The following is a 16,521-nucleotide window of genomic DNA, read 5'->3' as shown; positions in this document are numbered from 1 at the left end:
CAAAATGGTGCAGCATACGGCTTTCGGCAAAGGTGGGGGAGACTCAGCCGCGGTCCGCCCCGGCATGGCCGGCTTCCGCAGCGTCGTCCAGGTCGTTCCCGGCCCATTGCGGATCTCGATCGGAAATATCGATCAGATCGCGCGGCCAGCGCACGGTCACTTCGGCGCCATGAGCGGGGGCGACGCGGTTGGCGAAGTAAAGCTCCGCGCCGCTGCGCTCCAGCAGCGTCTTGGCGATGAAGACGCCGAGGCCGAGCCCGTCATCGGCGTTCTCGCCGTCCGGCTCCATGCCGGCCTTGCGCCAGCGCTGACGCCCGCGGCTCGTGATGTAGGGCGCGCCGATGCTGTCGAGCTGTTCCGCCGGGAAGCCCGGGCCGTCGTCGCTCACCCTCAGCGTCAGGTCGCGCTCGCTCCAGGTGGCGACGATCTCGACCCGGTTGCCGGCGAAATTGACCGCATTCTCGACGATGTTGCCCAGCCCGTAGAGCAGGCCCGGATTGCGGGCGATGACCGGCTCCGACCCCTCGCTCGGCCGGCTGACGGTGATGCCGATACCGAAATTACGGTGGGGCGACACCACATCCTCGATCAGGTGCGAAATCGGCATGCGGTCGAAGGGGGCGTCGCCGGAACCGAGACTGGTGAGCCGGCGCAGGATCGCGCGGCAGCGCTCGGCCTGTTCCTTCAGGAGCCCGATATCCTCGTGCATGGGGCTGTCGCCGGGCAGCGAGCGGGCGATCTCCTTCACCACGACGGTGATGGTGGCGAGCGGGGTGCCGAGTTCGTGGGCCGCCGCCGCGGCAAGGCCGTCCAGCGCGGAGAGGTGCTGCTCGCGCGCCAGCACCAGCTCGGTGGCGGCCAGGGCTTCGGACAGCTCGCGCGTTTCCTCCGCCACGCGCCAGGCATGCATGCCGATGAAGGCGATGGAGGTGGCGAGCGCGCACCAGATGCCGACGAGATAGAGCACCGGCAGCACGGGCGGGGGAGTGAAGGCCTCGCTCCCCGGCGGCGCCCAGGGCAGCGGCATCTGCCACACCCCGACCAGCGCCGCGCAGGCAGCCGCGAGAACGCCAAGCAGGATGGTGGTACGCGGCGACAGCGCCGTGGCGGAGATCAGCACCGGGGCGAGGAACAGCAGCGCGAAGGGATTGGCCAGCCCGCCGGACAGGAACAGCAGCGCCGAGAGCTGCAGGATGTCATAGGCCAGCAGCCACGCCGCCTCGCCATCGGTCAGCCGCCGCGCGCCGGCATAGCGCAGCCGGAGCGCGAGGTTGAGCCAGGCGGACAACGCCACCACCGCCAGGCACGCCCCGATCGGCAGCGAGAAGCCGAAGACGAGTTGCACGGTGAGGATGGCCAGCGCCTGCCCCGACACCGCCAGCCAGCGCAGGCGGATCAGCGTGTCGAGGCGCAGGCCGAAGAAGCGTTCGCCGATGGGATGGTCGAGCGAGAAGGACATGCCCGCCTTATAGCGCCGGGCGCGGGCGCCCTCCAGAGCCGGCGCCTTTCGGTCGCAGGGCCGCGGCGCGGTAACGGCTTCCGTGAGGCGCGAAAGGTTCTACAACGAAATGGCGCGTTGACGTGGATCAGGAAGCGCCTATCTCTTGTGCAACGCACAACAGGCCGCACCGGGCGACCGGGCGGATCGGAGAATGGCCATGGCGATCGGAGTATTCGGCGACGCGCTGGATGGGGACATAGCCCAGCCACTGGAAGTGACGACCGCGCTGTCGAAGTCCATGTACTGGCTTTTCGAGGCCGGCCACGCCGTGCTCAACCCCTATCGCGCCCTCGCCGACGCCGGGCGGCTCTATTACCGCAACCCCGCCAATCCCTTCGCCCACACCGAGTTCGGCAAGTCGATGGCCGCGGCCTGCGAGATGTTCGAGCGCTCGACCCGCCGCTACGAGAAGCCCGACTGGCGGATCGACGAGGTGAGCGTGGATGCCACCCGCGTGAAGGTGACGATCGAGACGGTGTGGCGCCGGCCGTTCTGCCATCTTCTGCATTTCCGGCGCGACTTCGCCCATGTGCCGCGGCGCCCGCAGCCGCGCCTGCTGATCGTGGCGCCCATGTCGGGCCACCATGCCACGCTGCTGCGCGGCACGGTGCGCACCATGCTCGCCAATCATGACGTCTACATCACCGACTGGCGCGACGCCGAAGGTGTGCCACTCGCCGAGGGCGGCTTCGATCTCGACGATTATATCGACTATGTGATCGAGATGATCCGCGTCTTGTCGAAGGACGCGCCGGGCGGCCTGCATCTCATGGCGGTGTGCCAGCCCGCGGTGCCCGTGCTGGCGGCGGTGGCGCGGATGGAGGCCGAGGGCGACCCCGACGTCCCCGCCTCGATGACACTGATGGGCGGGCCGATCGACACCCGCGAGAGCCCGACCGCGGTGAACAATCTGGCGCTGGACCGCGGCATGGAATGGTTCCGCCGCAACGTCATTACCACCGTGCCGTGGCCCCATGCCGGTGTGATGCGCCCGGTCTATCCCGGCTTCCTGCAGTTGAACGGCTTCATGGCCATGAATTTCGACCGCCATCTGCAGGCGCATTCCGACATGTTCCGCCACCTCGTGAAGGGCGACGGCGATTCGGCCGAGAAACACCGCGAGTTCTATGACGAATATCTCGCGGTGATGGATCTTTCCGCCGAGTTCTACCTGCAGACCATCCAGACCGTGTTCATCGACCACGCCCTGCCGCGCGGCGGCATGCGCCATCGCGGGCAACCGGTCGATCCCTCGAAGATCCGCCACACCGCGCTGCTGACCATCGAAGGCGAGAACGACGACATTTCCGGCATCGGCCAGACGAAGGCCGCCCACCGCCTCGCGCCGAACATCCCGGAGGAGAAGCGCGTGCACTACATGCAGCCGGCGGTCGGCCATTACGGCGTGTTCAACGGCTCCCGCTTCCGTGCCGACATCGCCCCGCGCATCTCGGACTTCATCCTGTCCAACCAGAAGCGGCGGAATTTTCGCGAGGGCGATGAAGGCTGAAGGCTAGGCAGGGCCAAGGAGTGGCGGAGCGGCCTTGGCCGGCATCATCCCGGAACGGCCGCCGGCCGTGTCCGGGATCGCGGGGCGATCGACCGCCCTCAATGGGTCCGGGCGAACATCTCGTTGAACGAGTAGCCGGAGCCGCGCACGGTGCGGATCGGGTCGGGCTGGCGGGGGCGGTTCAGCGCCTTGCGCAGGCGGCCGACATGCACGTCCACAGTGCGCTCATCGATATAGACGTCCTGCCCCCACACCCCGTCGAGCAGTTGCTCGCGGGAGAAGACGCGGCCGGGCGACTGCATCAGGAACTCCAGCAGCCGGAACTCGGTGGGGCCGAGATGCAGCTCGCGGCCGGCGCGGTAGACCCGCTTGGTCTCGCGGTCCAGCTCGATGTCGCCGGCTCGCAGCAGGGTGGCGATGTGGTCGGGCTTGGCCCGGCGCAGCAGCGCGCGGACCCGGGCGACCAGCTCCGGCACCGAAAAGGGCTTCACCACATAATCGTCCGCCCCGGTGGCGAGGCCGCGCACGCGCTCGGTCTCCTCGCCGCGCGCGGTGAGCATCAGCACCGGCATCCGCTCGGTTTCGGGCCGGGCGCGCAGGCGGCGGCACAGCTCGATTCCGGAAAGGCCCGGCAGCATCCAGTCGAGGATGACGAGATCGGGCACGCTCTCGCGCAACCGCGTCTCGGCCTCGTCGCCGCGCCCGACGCTCTCCACCGCATAGCCTTCGGATTCGAGGTTGTAGCGCAGCAGAAGGGTGAGGGGTTCCTCATCCTCGACGATCAGAATGTTGGTCGGCATGATCGATGGTCTCCGGCGGCACCAGCCCGCGGCCTGCGCCGCGGGGGTGCCTCAGCTCGGGCAGATCAACTGGGAAACGCGACGCTGGTGAGGCTCGACGTGTCGTGCTTGGGCCGCTCGTCGGCGAGGATCTGCCCGGTCACGAGATAGTGCAGCGTCTCGGCGATGTTGGTGGCGTGGTCGCCGATGCGCTCGATGTTCTTGGCACAGAACAGCAGATGCGTGCACAGCGAGATGTTGCGCGGATCCTCCATCATGTAGGTGAGGAGCTCGCGGAACAGCGAGGTGTAGAGCACGTCCACGTCGCCGTCGCGCTTCCAGACCTCGACGGCGGCGGCGTCGTTGCGGCTGGCATAGGCGTCGAGCACCTCTTTCAGCTGCTCCAGCACCAGGCCGGACATGTGCTCCACCCCGCGCACCAGCTTCTGCGGGTGGAACTCGCCGGTCAGCGCCAGCACGCGCTTGGCGGTGTTCTTGGCGAGGTCGCCGATGCGCTCGAGGTCGTTGGCGACGCGCATCGCCGCGACGATCTCGCGAAGGTCGTTGGCGAGCGGCTGGCGGCGGGCGATGGTGAGGATGGCCTTTTCCTCGATCTCGCGCTGCAGCAGGTCGACCGGGCCGTCGAGCACGATGACCTTCTGCGCCAGCTCGGCGTCACGCTTCACCAGCGCGGCGACGGAATCGGCGACGAGGCGCTCGGCCTGGCCGCCCATCTCGACGACCTTGCGGCCGAGATCCTTGAGGTCCGCATCGAAGGACGAGACGATGTGTTCGGTCATGGGTGCAGTCCTCTCGCGGGCGCGGCTCAGCCGAAGCGGCCGGTGATGTAGTCGCGGGTGCGCGGCTCGCGCGGATTGGTGAAGATGTCGGAGGAGACGCCCACCTCGATCAGCTCGCCCAGATAGAAGAAGGCGGTGAGGTCGGCGCAGCGCGCCGCCTGCTGCATGTTGTGGGTCACGATGACGATGGTGAAGTCCTGCTTCAGCTCGTCGATCAGGTCCTCGATCTTGGAGGTCGAGATCGGGTCGAGCGCCGAGGTCGGCTCGTCGAGCAGGATCACCTCCGGGCGCACCGCGATGGTGCGGGCAATGCACAGGCGCTGCTGCTGGCCGCCGGACATGCCGAGCGCCGAGGTGTGGAGACGGTCCTTGGTCTCCTCCCAGATCGCGGCCTTGCGCAGGCACCACTCGACGCGCTCGTCCATCTGCGCCTTGGAGAGGCTCTCATGGAGCTTCACCCCGAAGGCGATGTTGTCGTAGATCGACATCGGGAACGGCGTCGGCTTCTGGAACACCATGCCGATGCGCGAGCGCACAACGGTGGAATCGAGCCCCTTGCCGAGCAGGTCGACGCCGTCGAACAGGATGGAGCCCTCGGCGCGCTGGCCGGGATAGAGCTGGTACATCCGGTTGAAGACGCGCAGCAGCGTGGACTTGCCGCAGCCCGAAGGTCCGATCATCGCGGTGACGCGCTTCTCGGGGATGTCGAAATTGATGTTCTTCAGGGCGTGGTTGTCGCCGTAATAGAAGTTCAGCTTATCGACCTTCAGCTTGGGCTGGCCGGAAGGCGGCGTCGCGCGGTTCACCGCAGTCGCGATGTCGAGGGGGGTGTCGGGTGCGAAGTTCATGGCCGGCTCACTTCATCTTCGCCAGGAAAAGGCGGGAGAGGATATTGAGGGTCAGCACCCCCACGGTGATGAGAAGGGCGCCGGCCCAGGCAAGGGCGACCCAGTCTTCGAACGGGCTTGCGGCGTATTGATAGATCGCAATCGGCAGGCTGGCCATGGGGCGCGACATGTCGAGCGACCAGCCATTGTTGCCGAGCGAGGTGAAGAGCAGCGGCGCGGTCTCGCCGGCGGCGCGGGCGAGGGCCAGCAGCACGCCGGTGACGATGCCGGCACGCGCCGCGCGCCAGGTCACCAGCGTCACCACCTTCCACTGCGGCGCGCCCAGCGCGAAGGCCGCTTCGCGCAGGCCGATCGGCACCAGGTTCAGCATGTCCTCGGTGGTGCGCACCACCACGGGCACGATGAGGATGGCCAGCGCGATCGAACCGGCCCAGCCGGAGAAGCCGCCGAACGGCACCACCAGGATCTGGTAGACGAACAGGCCGATCAGGATCGAAGGGGCGGAGAGCAGCACGTCGTTGATGAAGCGCACGGTGCCGGCGATCCGGGTGCCGCGGCCGTTCTCGGCGAGGAAGGTGCCGCACATCAGGCCGATCGGGGTGCCGATGACGAGCGCGACCACGATCTGGAGGAGGCTGCCGACGATGGCGTTGAGCAGGCCGCCATTGCCGCCGGGCGGCGCCATGACGTTGGTGAAGACCTGCGGGCCGAGCGCCGGCAGGCCGCGCGAGATCAGCGTCCACAGGATCCAGGCGAGCAGGACGATGGAAAGCGCGGCGAAGCCGGTCGAGATCGCCTTGACGACGAGGTCGGTGGCGCGCCGGCGGGCGAGCGATGCCATGGGTGCGGCTCCCGGATCAGGACTTGAGCTTCGAGCGCACCAGCAGCCGCGACAGCGCCAGCACGATGAAGGAGATGACGAACAGGATGAAGCCGAGCTGGAGCAGCGCCTGCAGCTTCAGCGAACCCATCGGCGCCTCGGGGAACTCGTTGGCGATGGTCGAGGCGATGGTCGAGCCGGGCGCGAAGAGCGAAGCCGACATGCGGGTCGCGTTGCCGATGACGAAGGTGACCGCCATGGTCTCGCCCAGCGCGCGGCCGAGGCCGAGCATCACCGCGCCGACCATGGCCGTGCGGCCATAGGGCACCGAGACGTTGCGATAGACCTCATAGGTGGTCGCGCCGACGCCATAGGCGGATTCCTTGATCATCGGCGGCACCGATTCCAGCACCTCGACGAACATCGCGGTGATGAAGGGCAGGATCATCAAGGCGAGGATCAGGCCGGCGGTCAGCATGCCGGCGCCGAGCGGCGGGCCCTGGAACAGCGCGCCGATGACCGGCAGCGGGCCGAGCCATTCGATGAGCGGGGGCTGGATATAGGCCGCGATCAGCGGCACCACGATGAAGAAGCCCCACATGCCGTAGATGATGGAGGGGATCGCCGCCAGGAGCTGCACCGCCACGCCGATCGGCCGGCGCAGCTTCATCGGCGCGATCTCGGTGAGGAAGAAGGCGATGCCGAAGGACAGCGGCAGCGCCACGATCACCGCGATGATCGCGCTGAACAGCGTGCCGAACACCATGACGCCGGCGCCGAACTTCTCGGTGACCGGGTTCCACGAGGTGGACCACAGGAAGGCGGCACCGAATTCCTTCAGGGCCGGCAGGCCGCCATGGAACAGCATGGCGATGATGAGGCCGAGCAGGACCAGAACGAACAGGCCGCTGGCCCAGAGCAGGCCGACGAAGATCGGGTCGCTGATGCGCCCGGTCGGCTTGTGCGCGAGCTGGCCGGACGGCGAGGCGCCGAGAGTGGCATCCATATGGGCCATGTAAGCGGGGTCCTTAGCGCTTGATCCCGGAAGACCGCGACGCAGGGAGCGAGGCGGAACGGACGGCGAAGACGAAAAGCGGACGAGACGGAAAAGGACGGGCGGCACGGAAGACGGGCGGGCGGCGCCGGGCGCGCCGCCCGCCTCGCGCATCAGGCGATCAGTTCGACCACACGGCCTTGCCGTCGGCCTTCACTTCGTCCTGCCAGGCCTTGCGGATATCGCCGACAACCGCGTCGGGCAGCGGGATGTAGTGCAGCTTCTCGGCAATGGCGTCGCCGTCCTTGCCATAGGCCCAGTCGAAGAACTTCATCACTTCGGCCGACTGCGCGCCATTGGCGGGGTTCTTCGGCAGCAGGATGAAGGTGGCCGAGACGATCGGCCAGGCGTCGGCGCCGGCGGTGTCGATCATCGAGGCGTTGAAGTTCTTCGCGGTCTTCCAGTCGGCGGCGGAAGCGGCGGCCATGAAGGTCGACACGTCCGGCTTCACCACCTTGCCCGCCTTGTTGAGCAGGTTGGTGGTCGCCAGCTTGTTGGCGGCGGCATACACATATTCAACGTAGCCGATGGCACCCTTGGTGTTCTTCACCGTGCCCGCGACGCCCTCATTGCCCTTGGCGCCCGCGCCGGCCGGCCACTGCACCGAGGTGGCGGCGCCGACATTGGACTTCCAGTCCGCGCTGGCGGCGGCAAGGTAGGAGGTGAACACGTAGGACGTGCCCGAGCTGTCCGAACGGTAGACCGGCACGATCGCGGCGGCGGGGAGCTTCACATCCTTGTTCAGCTCGGCGATCCGGGGATCGTTCCACTTGGTGATCTTGCCCTGGTAGATGTCGGCCAGCACCGGGCCGGACAGCGTCAGGTGGCCGTCGGCCACGCCCTCGACGTTCACGATGGCGACCACCGAGCCGATCACGGTCGGGAACTGCAGCAGGTTGTTGCTGGCGAGCTTGTCGTCGGCCATCGGGGCATCGGACGCGCCGAAATCGACGGTGCGGTTGATGATCTGGTTCTGGCCGCCGCCGGAGCCGATCGACTGATAGTTCACGCCGACGCTCGCCTTTTCCTTGTAGGCCGCGCCCCACGCCTGATAGGCCGGCGCCGGGAAGGACGCGCCCGCGCCGTTGATGTCGGCGGCCTGCGCGAAGCCGGCAAGCATGGTGCCGCTCAGAAGGACGGCGACGCCGAGGATCTGGGTGAATTTCACGGGTCTTCTCCTTAGCTCGTGAATCCGGCTGCGTTCCGGGCATGGCCGGAGGCGACGGAGTAAATCGGTCACGCGGAACTCATAGCGGTCCGGCGCCAAGGTTCTATGACGGCTGCATTACGCCTTCATGACAGTCTAAGCGGCTGAAGATACTTCTGTTTTCTCGTCCTTCGGAAAACGTGCCGACAGCCGTACCGAAAAGGTCGCCCCCTCGCCCGGCCGACTCTCGATCACGAGGCGGCCGCGATGGCGGGCGACGATGTGCTTGACGATGGCAAGCCCCAGGCCGGTGCCGCCCTGCTCGCGGCTGTGCGCGGTGTCCACCCGATAGAAGCGCTCGGTGAGGCGGGGCAGGTGCTCGGGCGCGATGCCGGGCCCGTAGTCCCGGACCCCGACGATGGCCTCGCCGCCGTCGCGGACGAGCGTCACGGTCACCTCCTCGCCCGCCCCGCCATATTTCAGCGCGTTCTCGACCAGGTTCTCGAACACCCGGATCAGTTCGTCGCGGTCGCCGCGCGCCATCACCGGGCCCGCGGGCGGGACGAAGGCGATGGCGACGCCGCGCTCCAGCGCCAGCGGGGCGAGGGCGTCGCGCACATGGTTCACCACCGCGACGAGGTCGACCTCCGCCTCGGGGCGCATATGGGCCGTCATCTCGATGCGGGACAGCGAGAGCAGGTCGTCGATCAGCCGCGACATCCGCCGGGCCTGCTCGCCCATGATCTTGAGGAAGCGCTCGCGGGCCGGCGTGTCGTTGCGCGCCGGACCCTGCAGGGTCTCGATGAAGCCGGAGAGCGAGGCGAGCGGGGTGCGCAGTTCGTGGCTGGCATTGGCGATGAAGTCGACCCGCATCTGCTCGACCCGGCGCTGCTGGGTGAGGTCGCGCAGCACCAGCAGCGTCGCGTCGGGCTTCCGCCGCTCGCCGGCGGGCCCGAAGCGGATCGGCACCACGCTCGCCTGCAGCCAGCGGTCGAGCGGCACCCGCTCGGCGAATTCCACCCGGCGCGGCTCGCCGTCGGCGCTCGCCGAGCGCACCGCCTCCAGCACCTCGGGCACCCGCACCGCGAAGGAGACCGGGTCGCCGACCCGCACGCTCGCCACCGTGCGCGCCGCCTCGGCATTGGCCACCAGCACCGTGCCGCGGGGATCGAGCAGCAGCGCCGCCTCGGGCAGCGCCTGCACCAGCGCGCCGAGCCGGCTGTCGACCGGCGCCGGCGCCGAGAGCGTGGTCTCGGCGGTACCGAATCGCGCCAGCGCCCGCGCCACGGGCCGCCGCCGGGCGGGGATAAGCGCCCCCACCAGCAGGCCGGCGCCGATCAGCAGCGCCACCGCCACGGAAAGCCCCCCCGCCACGACCGCGCCCGCCAGCACGATCGCGCCGGCCAGAAGCACGCCCTGCGCCGCGGCGAGGCGCGCCGCGAGGGAAGTCCCGGAACCGGTAGGGGTCTCGTTCGCCGACATCGCTTCCCAAATCCACCGCCCGCACCATCCTTTATGGCACCAAAGCGGCCTTTCATGCTTAAGACGAAGAAGGGCCGGCTTTCTCGCCGTCCCGGCGGCTGCTAGAGCATCGGAGCGGGGGCCGGCCGGCCCTGCAGCTTGAAGACACTCTAACCTGTTGAGTCACGTGATCTTTCCAGTCCGTTTCTATCCCGTCCGGTCGGAAAGATCCCTAGCCCTCCAGTTGACACATGGTGCACGGCTTCCTGATGACGATGAAGCCCCGAGGCGGCGGACCCATGACGAATAACGACGTTCCGGCCACCGGCCGGGCCGGTGCATCCTGCGCGCGCGCCTCCCGCACGGATCGGCGCCGCGCGATCCCGCTTTCCATGGGGGCTGGGCTTGCCGCGCTGCTGCTGTCGGCACCGCTCGCGCGCGCCGAGCCGGTGCCGCGCCCGCGGACCGACTATGCGCTCTCCGGCCGCGTCGCAGCCGACAAGGTGGTGGTTTCCATCGTCTCGGTAGGACCGCGTCTGCGGGTGGATGTCGGCGTGGCCGGCAAGGGGTCGGTCACCGGCTTCCTCGACCGCGGCTCCTCCAAGATCCTGCTGACCGCCGACATGAAGGCCGTGCGCGGCAATGCGATCGAGGTCGAGCTGCCGATGGATTATCTGTTCCTCGACTTCCCCGAGGAGGCCGAACGGCTGAAGCGCGACCGCGTCGCGGACGAGGTGTGCGACGTGTGGCGGACCAATACCAGCTCCGGCACGGTGGACGCCTGCATCACCCCGGACGGCATCGTGCTCCGGGCGCAGACCTATTTGCGCGACCAGCCGCAGACGCTGTTCGAAGCGCTCACCGTAACCCGCGGGCCGCAGCAGCCCGGCGCGGTCGAGCTGCCGTCCAACGTCAAGCTGAGACGCATCCCGAAGGGCCTCGACGGCCTTCTGGGCCTCGACGCCATGCTACCGAACCTGACGCGCTGAAGCCGTTTTCGGTCAGGTGCGTGCGCTTGCCCGGACCACCGGAAAAGGCGGGATGCGCACGAAGGCGGCTCGGATATGAGCGGCCCGGACGCAACGCCTCAGGGCGTGGCGCCATGGGCCTCCCCCGCCGGGTGCTTGGCCGGCTTCGCAACCTCCTTGGCGGCCTCGCGCGCGGCCTCGCCGGCGAGGGGAAGCCGGGTCGGCGCAGGCCGTTCGGGAGCGGGGGCGGCCGCGGCCGGTGCGGCGGCAGTCGGCGAGAGGGCGGCCGACTGGCCGAGGGCGGCCATGTCCATCCGGCGGGCGGCGCGGCTCACCAGCAATTCGCGGACGCCGAGCGTGACGAGGGCCAGCGCGAAAGGCACGACGTAATAGAGCAGCCGCAGCAGGAGCAGCGAGCCGAGCAGCGCCTCCGTCTCGAATTGCGGCAGCGCGACCAGCATGGCCGCATCGAACACGCCGAGCCCGCCCGGCGCGTGCGAGGCGAAGCCGAGCAGCGTCGCCGAGATGAACACGACGCCGAGCGCGATGGGGTCGATATAAGGCTGCGCCGGCATCAGCACATACATGGCGGCCGCGCAGAAGGCGAGGTCGACGATGCCGATCAGCACCTGCAGCGCGGTCAGCCGGGCGCCCGGCAGGGTTACGGTCCAGTTGCCGGCGCCGACCCCGATGCGGCGCGGGCGCAGCCCGACCCAGATCACATAGGCCGCCAGCGAGGCGAGGAGGCCGATCCCGATCAACCGGTTGACCCAGGGCGGAAGCTGATCCACCGCGCTGGCCGCCCAGGGCTCGATGGTGACGCCGAGGCCGAGCACCGCCATGTTGCCGAGCCAGAAGGTGAGCCCGGTGACGAAGCACAGCTTCGCCACGTCGATCGCCCCGAGGCCGTGGGCCGAATAGATGCGGTAGCGCACGGTGCCGCCGGTGAAGGCGGAGAAACCGACATTGTGGCCGATGGAATAGGAGGTGAAGGAGGCGAGCGCCGCCGTGCGGTACGGCACCGCGGGCCGACCGATGGTGCGCAGCGCGAACCAGTCATAGAAGGTCAGGGTGAAATAGGCACACGCCACGAAGCCGGCGGCCAGCGCGATGCGCCAGGGATCCTTGGCGGTGAGGGCGGCGAAGACCTCGTGCGGCCTTATGTTCCGCAGCATCTCGTAAAGCACGACTGCGGCGATGCCGATGATGACGAGGCTCGCGACCACCCCGACGGCATGCCATCCGATACGGGCGCGCAGAAATGCGCCGATCGCCTTCAACTTACCCATGCCGTGCCGGCCCGTCCCGTCCTGCTTGCTGGAAGAAGGCCGCCCGCTCCCGGAACTGCCCTATCGTCAGATCGTCTGGCGGCATTGTTAACACGGCCCGGACGAGGGGCGCGCGCTTCGTGCCGTGACGTGGTGGCTTTTTCGTCGCACATCAAGGTGAACGCTTGACGTAGCCGGGCTGCGCCCGACGCAATCCCGGCGACAGCGCCCTTCCCGCCCGCTTCCGTCACAGCCGCACCGGGTAGCCGATCTCGATCGTGCGGGGGCGCGGCAGGCCGAACCGGTCGACCGAGCGCTCCGCATTGCGGGCGAGGAAGGCGAAGATGTGGGCCAGCACGTCCCGCACCGCGCGGATCTCGTCCGGCGGCACGATGCGCTCATGGCCGATGAGATAGACGGAATCGTCAGGGTCCACCCCCTGCGCATGCAGGGCCGGGTCCAGCACCGCCGGCACGTCGATCTGCTGCATGTAGCCGAAGCGCAGGTCGACGCGCACATGGTCCGGGTCGAGCGCGGTGACCCGGACGCGGTCGTCCACCCCGACGCGCGGACGCGAGGCGATCCACACCGAGACGATGACGACCTTGGAGAAGCGCACGTTCAGCAGGCTGGAAAGCCGGCTGAGGGCCACCGGCGTCATCGCGCCGGCGCGGGAGAGGAAGATCGCGGTGCGCTCGCTGGTCGCCGTGCCGGGCGGGCGCGGGCGGGCGATGAACTCGTCCAGCGGTTCGGTGAAGCGGCGCTGCTGGATGCCGAGGCCCTCCAGCCCGCGCCGCCAGCTCACCATGACCAGCAGCACCACGCCGGCGATCATGAGGGGCAGCCAGCCGCCGTCGTGCAGCTTGGTGAGGTTGGCAAGGGCGAAGGAGACGTCGATCATCGCCAGCCCGCCGGCGAGCAGGATGAGCGCGGGCAGCGGCCAGTTCCAGCTCCGCTTCACATAGGCGACGAACAGGATGGTGGTCGACACCATCGCCATCGCCACCGCGATGCCATAGGCCGAGGCCAGCCGGTCGGAGGAGCCGAAGGACACCACCACCGCGAGGCAGGCCAGCATGAGCAGCCAGTTCAGCCGGCCGATATAGATGTGCTGGTCGTTGTGCTCGCTGGTGTAGCGCACCCGCATCGGCGGCAGGTAGCCGAGCTCGATGGCCTGCTTGGCGAGCGAGAACACGCCGGTGATGATGGCCTGCGAGGCGATGACGGTGGCCGCCGCGGCGAGAATCAGCAGCGGCAAGTCGATGATGTCGGGCGAGAGATCGTAGAACGGATTGCGCACCGCCACCCGGTCATGCAGCACCGTGGCGCCCTGGCCGTAATAGTTCAGCAGCAGCGCCGGCATGGCGACGCAGAGCCAGGCCCTGGTGATGACCGGACGGCCGAAATGGCCGAGATCGGCATAGAGCGCCTCGCCGCCGGTGATGGCGAGGAAGGTGGCGCCGAGAATGGCGCCGGCGATCATCGGATGGCCGATCAGAAGGTTGATGCCGTGCCGCGGAGCGGCGGCGAACAGCACCTCCGGCGCCTGGAAGATGCCGTAGATGCCGATGCCGCCCAGCGAAACGAACCACAGCAGCATGATCGGCCCATAGAGCGCGCCGATCTTCTCCGTTCCGGCCTGCTGCGACAGGAAGACGCCGGCGATGACCAGAACGGTGGCCGCAACGATCCAGTGGTCGAGGGCGGGCGCCACCACCTCGAGGCCTTCGATCGCCGAAAGCACGGACATGGCCGGGGTCAGCACGCCGTCGCCGATCAGCATGGCGGCGCCGATCAGGCCGGCAACCAGCAGCCACATCCGCCCGCCGACCGCGCTGCGCTGCAGGTCGAGCAGCGTCAGAAGGGCAAGGATGCCGCCTTCGCCGTCATTGTCCGCCCGGAGCACGAGCAGCACATATTTGATGGTGACCGAGAGGATGATCGCCCAGGTGATGAGGGACAGGAAGCCCAGCACGTCGGCCTGGGTGAAGGTCGTCGGACCGATCGCCAGCAGCCCCTGCCGGAAGGCATAGAGCGGACTGGTGCCGATATCGCCGAAGACGACGCCGAGGGCGGCGATCTCGGCGGCGAAAGGCAGCGAGCGCCCCTTCCTCTCGAACATCGATTCGGACATCACGGTCTCAACACGATCCCGATGGAGAGCCGTTCGAGGTGGAGGGGAGGCAAGCGGCGCGCCTGCCCTGCAAGCCGTTCCGGCCGCGACCCTTGCACATCATGTGGACGCTGGATGTTCATCAGGATCGTCTGGCGGCTGCCGCGAAGTGAGGCCGTCGCACCAATACTCTGCCCGCGCGATCCCGCCAAGTGGGCGCGCGATCAAACTCGTCCGTGCGGGAAAAGACAGGGGTGCCGCCAAAGGGCGCGCGGCCATCCAGCTGCGGGCGGGCGCCGGATGGGCTGAGGGAGGAGAGCTGGGGGGCGGAATCGCTCTCCTCCCTCTACCATCGATGGAGCCCGGTTCGCAGGCTTGCGGGAGCCTGCGGAGCCCCACCGCGGTTGTATGGAACATAGAAGGCCTCGTTTCGTCGATCAAGGGTAAACTGAACAGTTCGGTCAACAATCTGTGACGGTGTTTTACGGGGCCCCCTCGTGCTCGTGCTGTCGCCCGGCTTGCCGCCCGCTGCGGCATCTGGCTTATTCGTGGATGGCGCTACGCTAAGCGGTTCGCGCCTCGAACCGCCGCACCTTCCTTATGGGAAACGCTTGAGGCATGACCGCGTTCCGCACCGCTAGCGACATCGCCGGACCGGCCGGGGCGGCGCCCTGCGCCGCGACCTGCGACGGCGCAGCCGCACCGGGCGACACCGTTGCCGGCGAGATGGGCGCGCTGGATTCGGAAAAGCGCCGCCAGATCCTCGCCGGCGCCCGCAACGTGTTCCTCGCCCTTGGCTTCGATGCCGCCCGCATGGCCGAGATCGCCCGCGTCGCCGGCGTCTCCAAGGGCACGCTCTATGTCTATTTCACCTCGAAGCAGGAGCTGTTCTCGGCCCTCGTCGACGAGGAGTGCCACCAGACCGCCGACCGCATCTACACCGCCGAGGATGCCGGCACGGTTCGCGAGGGGCTGACGCAGATCGGCCGGTCCTATGTCGCGGCGATGATCCGGCCCGAATACATCGCGACGCTGCGCATCGTCATTGCCATTGCCGACCGCTTTCCCGAGATCAGCCACCAGTTTCTGGAATCCGGGCCCGCCGCCGGTGCCGCCCGGCTCGCCGCCTGGCTCACCACCCGCGCGGCGCGGGGCGAGCTGGCAGCGCTGCCCGATCCCGAACTGGCCGCCTGGCAATTCCTCGTGGGCTGCCATGCCCCGCTGGTGATGCCGATGCTGTTCGGACGTTCCGATGCGCCGGGGCCGGAACGGGTCGAGCATGTGGTCAGCCATATGGTGGGCGCATTCCTGCGATCCTGGGGATCCCGCCCGGCCACCTGAAGCCTCGGGCCCCTGCCAAGGCCCGGTACGAGGGACACCGGCATCGCTCGCCACGCATCTGCTCCCGTGACGGCAAGGACAGCGCCTTCGAAGCGATGACGGCCCATCACCACGAGACCCGGCCCGGCAGCAGTGGCGCGGGCATCGCCCGGGACGTGCCGGACCATCCCGAATGGTGGCTGGAAGCACGGCCTCGGCGCCCGGTTGCGGCGAGGCGGGGAGCGGGATGCGGCAGATCGTCCACCGGCCGCCGCAGCGTGTCGCCGTCCCGATGCCCGCGGCCGGGCGTGAATCAGGCGCGCACCGGATGCCGCGCCGGCGCGGAGCTGGCACGTCGCAGCGCCACGGAGCGGGCGCGGCCGATCCGGGACAGGCGGCGGCGCCGCTGTACGGCACCGGTCACCACCGCTCCGAGCATCGTGGTCGCCGGCCGATAGGCGCCGTCCGGTCCTTGCGCCAGCATGGGCAGCGCGAGACGGGCACACCAGAAGCGCCACGCGGCGACGAGGTCGGCATCGTCCGGCGCCGCATGGAGGGTGACGGCCAGCGCGGGATCGGCATGGGGCAGCAGCAGGGCGACGCCGTGCCCTTGCCCGGTCCCGAACCGCACCGCCGCGATACCTTCATAGGAGGCGAGCGGCACGATGCGGCACGCGTCCCGCCCGCCGACGAGGCGCGTGAGCGCGAGGCTCCGCCCGACGATCTCCACCCGGCACAGCCCGTCATCGGCTCGCCCGTCCCGCTGGCACAGCACCAGCGGCGCGGCCCCGGCGAAAGGCGCGCAGGGCGCCGGCTGCGCGGGAAGGCTCCCGCCCATCACTGTGTGACGCATTGTCGGTCTCCCTGCCGGTTCTTCGCCGGATCATCTCCGGCGCGGCTCATCGGCCCCGGTCATGGGCACACCATGGCGC

14 protein-coding genes are annotated in these 16,521 nt (G+C 68.8%); 3 read left to right on the top strand and 11 right to left on the bottom strand.

Features of this window, described 5'->3' with window-relative positions; translation table 11 throughout:
- Nucleotides 1-43: 43 nt before the first annotated feature.
- On the bottom strand, nt 44-1,459 hold the full coding sequence (locus MWN34_RS13885) for an ActS/PrrB/RegB family redox-sensitive histidine kinase (RefSeq protein WP_247029892.1): 1,416 nt from the start codon (nt 1,457-1,459) through the stop codon (nt 44-46).
- Nucleotides 1,460-1,658: 199 nt separating this feature from the next.
- Here MWN34_RS13885 and MWN34_RS13880 point away from each other — a divergent pair, with 199 nt between their 5' ends.
- Nucleotides 1,659-3,011, top strand: a complete 1,353-nt coding sequence (locus tag MWN34_RS13880; protein ID WP_281503007.1) for a polyhydroxyalkanoate depolymerase — start codon at nt 1,659-1,661, stop codon at nt 3,009-3,011.
- 98 nt (nt 3,012-3,109) lie between these two features.
- On the opposite strand, the gene phoB is transcribed toward MWN34_RS13880, so the two are convergent.
- From phoB to MWN34_RS13845, 7 genes are all read right to left on the bottom strand, one after another.
- The gene (gene phoB, locus MWN34_RS13875) at nt 3,110-3,811 is read right to left on the bottom strand and encodes a phosphate regulon transcriptional regulator PhoB (RefSeq protein ID WP_247029891.1); all 702 of its coding nucleotides are present in this window, start codon (nt 3,809-3,811) and stop codon (nt 3,110-3,112) included.
- A 65-nt stretch (nt 3,812-3,876) separates the two neighbouring features.
- Nucleotides 3,877-4,590 (bottom strand): phosphate signaling complex protein PhoU, encoded by a 714-nt coding sequence (gene phoU / locus MWN34_RS13870; protein ID WP_247029890.1) that lies wholly within the window; start codon nt 4,588-4,590, stop codon nt 3,877-3,879.
- Between the two features lie 26 nt (nt 4,591-4,616).
- Nucleotides 4,617-5,438: a phosphate ABC transporter ATP-binding protein PstB gene (gene pstB, locus MWN34_RS13865; protein ID WP_247029889.1), complete on the bottom strand. Its 822-nt coding sequence runs from the start codon at nt 5,436-5,438 to the stop codon at nt 4,617-4,619.
- A 7-nt stretch (nt 5,439-5,445) separates the two neighbouring features.
- Complete coding sequence (gene pstA / locus MWN34_RS13860) at nt 5,446-6,279, bottom strand: phosphate ABC transporter permease PstA (protein WP_247029888.1); 834 nt, start codon at nt 6,277-6,279, stop codon at nt 5,446-5,448.
- Nucleotides 6,280-6,295: 16 nt separating this feature from the next.
- Nucleotides 6,296-7,264: a phosphate ABC transporter permease subunit PstC gene (gene pstC / locus MWN34_RS13855; protein WP_425532119.1), complete on the bottom strand. Its 969-nt coding sequence runs from the start codon at nt 7,262-7,264 to the stop codon at nt 6,296-6,298.
- A 169-nt stretch (nt 7,265-7,433) separates the two neighbouring features.
- Nucleotides 7,434-8,480 (bottom strand): phosphate ABC transporter substrate-binding protein PstS, encoded by a 1,047-nt coding sequence (gene pstS, locus MWN34_RS13850; protein WP_247029886.1) that lies wholly within the window; start codon nt 8,478-8,480, stop codon nt 7,434-7,436.
- 135 nt (nt 8,481-8,615) lie between these two features.
- Nucleotides 8,616-9,941 carry an ATP-binding protein gene (locus MWN34_RS13845; RefSeq protein WP_247029885.1) on the bottom strand — a complete coding sequence of 442 codons (1,326 nt, stop codon included), beginning with the start codon at nt 9,939-9,941 and terminating at the stop codon, nt 8,616-8,618.
- 278 nt (nt 9,942-10,219) lie between these two features.
- On the opposite strand from MWN34_RS13845, the gene MWN34_RS13840 reads away from it, so the two are divergent.
- Nucleotides 10,220-10,909, top strand: a complete 690-nt coding sequence (locus tag MWN34_RS13840) for a hypothetical protein (RefSeq protein ID WP_247029884.1) — start codon at nt 10,220-10,222, stop codon at nt 10,907-10,909.
- 98 nt (nt 10,910-11,007) lie between these two features.
- Here MWN34_RS13840 and MWN34_RS13835 read toward each other — a convergent pair whose 3' ends face one another.
- Nucleotides 11,008-12,177, bottom strand: coding sequence for a putative bifunctional lysylphosphatidylglycerol flippase/synthetase (locus MWN34_RS13835; RefSeq protein WP_247029883.1), 1,170 nt, complete (start codon nt 12,175-12,177; stop codon nt 11,008-11,010).
- Nucleotides 12,178-12,403: 226 nt separating this feature from the next.
- Nucleotides 12,404-14,290 carry a potassium transporter Kup gene (locus MWN34_RS13830; protein WP_247029882.1) on the bottom strand — a complete coding sequence of 629 codons (1,887 nt, stop codon included), beginning with the start codon at nt 14,288-14,290 and terminating at the stop codon, nt 12,404-12,406.
- 597 nt (nt 14,291-14,887) lie between these two features.
- Here MWN34_RS13830 and MWN34_RS13825 point away from each other — a divergent pair.
- On the top strand, nt 14,888-15,610 hold the full coding sequence (locus MWN34_RS13825; protein WP_247029881.1) for a TetR/AcrR family transcriptional regulator: 723 nt from the start codon (nt 14,888-14,890) through the stop codon (nt 15,608-15,610).
- 292 nt (nt 15,611-15,902) lie between these two features.
- Here the strand turns inward: MWN34_RS13825 and MWN34_RS13820 are convergent, their stop codons facing one another.
- Nucleotides 15,903-16,442, bottom strand: a complete 540-nt coding sequence (locus MWN34_RS13820; protein WP_247029880.1) for a DUF6101 family protein — start codon at nt 16,440-16,442, stop codon at nt 15,903-15,905.
- Nucleotides 16,443-16,521: the final 79 nt, after the last annotated feature.

The organism is Ancylobacter crimeensis, assembly GCF_023016805.1.
Taxonomy (GTDB): Bacteria; Pseudomonadota; Alphaproteobacteria; order Rhizobiales; family Xanthobacteraceae; genus Ancylobacter; species Ancylobacter crimeensis.
This window is presented reverse-complemented; position numbering and strand designations above follow the sequence as displayed.

Coding starts and splice junctions, on each gene's coding strand:
- MWN34_RS13885 (WP_247029892.1), bottom strand. CDS start 1,459: ATGTCCTTCTCGCTCGACCATCCCATCGGCGAACGCTTCTTCGGCCTG.
- MWN34_RS13880 (WP_281503007.1), top strand. CDS start 1,659: ATGGCGATCGGAGTATTCGGCGACGCGCTGGATGGGGACATAGCCCAG.
- phoB (WP_247029891.1), bottom strand. CDS start 3,811: ATGCCGACCAACATTCTGATCGTCGAGGATGAGGAACCCCTCACCCTT.
- phoU (WP_247029890.1), bottom strand. CDS start 4,590: ATGACCGAACACATCGTCTCGTCCTTCGATGCGGACCTCAAGGATCTC.
- pstB (WP_247029889.1), bottom strand. CDS start 5,438: ATGAACTTCGCACCCGACACCCCCCTCGACATCGCGACTGCGGTGAAC.
- pstA (WP_247029888.1), bottom strand. CDS start 6,279: ATGGCATCGCTCGCCCGCCGGCGCGCCACCGACCTCGTCGTCAAGGCG.
- pstC (WP_425532119.1), bottom strand. CDS start 7,264: ATGGATGCCACTCTCGGCGCCTCGCCGTCCGGCCAGCTCGCGCACAAG.
- MWN34_RS13845 (WP_247029885.1), bottom strand. CDS start 9,941: ATGTCGGCGAACGAGACCCCTACCGGTTCCGGGACTTCCCTCGCGGCG.
- MWN34_RS13840 (WP_247029884.1), top strand. CDS start 10,220: ATGACGAATAACGACGTTCCGGCCACCGGCCGGGCCGGTGCATCCTGC.
- MWN34_RS13835 (WP_247029883.1), bottom strand. CDS start 12,177: ATGGGTAAGTTGAAGGCGATCGGCGCATTTCTGCGCGCCCGTATCGGA.
- MWN34_RS13830 (WP_247029882.1), bottom strand. CDS start 14,290: ATGTCCGAATCGATGTTCGAGAGGAAGGGGCGCTCGCTGCCTTTCGCC.
- MWN34_RS13825 (WP_247029881.1), top strand. CDS start 14,888: ATGACCGCGTTCCGCACCGCTAGCGACATCGCCGGACCGGCCGGGGCG.
- MWN34_RS13820 (WP_247029880.1), bottom strand. CDS start 16,442: ATGCGTCACACAGTGATGGGCGGGAGCCTTCCCGCGCAGCCGGCGCCC.